Genomic DNA, 864 nt, shown 5'->3' with positions numbered 1-864 from the left:
CTTAAATCCTACAAAAATATTATCAATATTTATATTATTTATTATTAGTGTTGTTTGTATTTATCAAATAGACTCTTACAAATATAAACAGATAAGAGCTGGTTTAATTTTTTTATATTTTATCCCAGGTTTATTTATCTTTATTCCAGTGCTTATTTATAATATAAAGAAAAGTAATAAAGAGAATAATTTAAAAAATAAAATAATTTTAATTATTTTGTATTTTTTGTACATTTTTTTTATGGTACTATATGCCGTAATATGTCAGTGGTTAGGGGTTGAAAATCAAATGGGATAAAATTAAAATTTGATGATAAGAGTAAGTTGTTATTCTAGCCGATTAAAGATTTATATTTAGTTGTGGAGAAATTTTTAACAACAGGAAAATAAAAATCATGAATATAAAAAAAACACTTAATCCTTTCTCCAAGTCTCCTTGCTGCTGCTTATGCTTTGATTGGTTACGAATCCACACAAAGAGAAGCAGATTTTTCAGCACATTATTTATCAAGGAAATTAGATATAGGAAATGATGTTTATGCAAACGATTCTTCTTATCATTTTAGATTTGGAAATGCCAATACAATGTACAGTTTAATGGATGCAGGCAATTTTATGTGGGGAGGTTGATCGAAATTTATTGGCTTAACTGCAGCTGAAGTAAAAGCAGGAAGTAATGCAAATGAAATTAGATATGGTCACTTTGACAGTAAAGCCGATCAACGTGCAATTTTTAATGGAAGAAAATTTTTAACTACTGGAAAATAACAACAATGAACATAAAAAAAATATTTAGTCCTTATTATATTTTAATATTTTTTATAATATTTATATTAATATTCATATCTGTAAACTATTTAGGGG

General features: G+C 25.3%; 1 protein-coding gene. It reads left to right on the top strand.

Annotation, left to right across the window (positions count from 1 at the left end):
• On the top strand, nt 1-298 hold a 298-nt coding region (locus DRF61_RS22990), incomplete at its 5' end, for a hypothetical protein (protein ID WP_238601934.1).
• Nucleotides 299-864: the final 566 nt, after the last annotated feature.

The organism is Chryseobacterium lathyri, from assembly GCF_003290185.1.
Lineage (GTDB): Bacteria > Bacteroidota > Bacteroidia > Flavobacteriales > Weeksellaceae > Chryseobacterium > Chryseobacterium lathyri.
This window is presented reverse-complemented; position numbering and strand designations above follow the sequence as displayed.